Source organism: Armatimonas sp. (assembly GCF_031410135.1).
In the GTDB taxonomy this organism is placed as follows: Bacteria; Armatimonadota; Armatimonadia; order Armatimonadales; family Armatimonadaceae; genus Armatimonas.
This window is the reverse complement of the sequence record NZ_JANNYP010000273.1, coordinates 1-1,050: the sequence shown is the minus strand read 5'-3', so window position 1 is coordinate 1,050 and position 1,050 is coordinate 1. Positions and strand designations below refer to the sequence as shown.

1 protein-coding gene is annotated in these 1,050 nt (G+C 61.7%); it reads left to right on the top strand.

Translation table 11 applies throughout. The features are described 5' to 3' along the window. Positions 1–1,050: alpha-galactosidase (locus RMO15_RS10200; protein ID WP_309711510.1), on the top strand; the 1,050-nt coding region annotated here is incomplete at both ends.

The following is a 1,050-nucleotide window of genomic DNA, read 5'->3' as shown; positions in this document are numbered from 1 at the left end:
CAGCCAGCTGGCGGGCACACTCGAAAGCCCCACCGATGTGGGCTACTACCCAGACCGCACGCACTACAAAATCCCTGAACCCGAGGGCCTACGCACGAGCTACGGGATGCTCATGCTCGCCCCAGAAAACCAAGAGCGCGTCTTGCTAGGCTTTACGTCGTGCAAGCGCTTTATCGGGCGCTTTAGCTTCGACTCCACCCGCCTGCGCATCTCGCTCGACACGGAGAACAAGACCATTGCGGCTGGTGAGCGCTGGGAGCTAGAAGAGTTCCTCCTCGCCACGGGAAATGACCGCGAGGCGCTTTTAGACAAACTTACTCACTCCATCGCCAAGCACCACCCCAAACTCACACACAGCCCCGTCCCAACTGGCTGGTGCTCCTGGTACTGCTTCGGCCCCGAGGTCACGGACAAAAACATCTACGACAACCTAGAGTGGGCCGCGAAAAACCTCCCATCCCTGCGCTACATCCAGATCGACGATGGCTACCAGCCGCACATGGGCGACTGGCTCGACACGGGGAACGCCTTTGGCGGCTCCGTCCAGACTGTTCTCAAGGCAATCGCGCAAAAGGGCTTTGAGCCCGCGCTCTGGGTCGCCCCGTTTATCGCCGACGGGCTGTCGAGCCTCTTTGCGCAGCACCCAGACTGGTTCGTGAAAGATGAGACTGGCGCTCCCCTTCCCTCCAACAAGATCGGCTTTGGTGGCTGGCGCATGGGGCCGTGGTATTGTCTGGACGGCACCCACCCTGCGGTCCAGAAACACCTCGAAGATCTCTTTCGGACGCTCAACCGCGAGTGGGGCGTGACGTACTTCAAGCTCGACGCCAACTACTGGGGCGCGATCCACGGCGGCCACCACTTCGACAAAAATGCCACTCGTATCGAGGCGTATCGGCGCGGGATGGAGGCCATTCTCCGGGGTGCGGGCAAGGGCAGCGTGATCCTCGGCTGCAACCACCCGATCTGGCCGTCGCTGGGCCTGATCCACGCCTCGCGCTCGTCGAATGACATCGACCGCTCCTGGGAGTCGTTTACCAAGACGGGCCG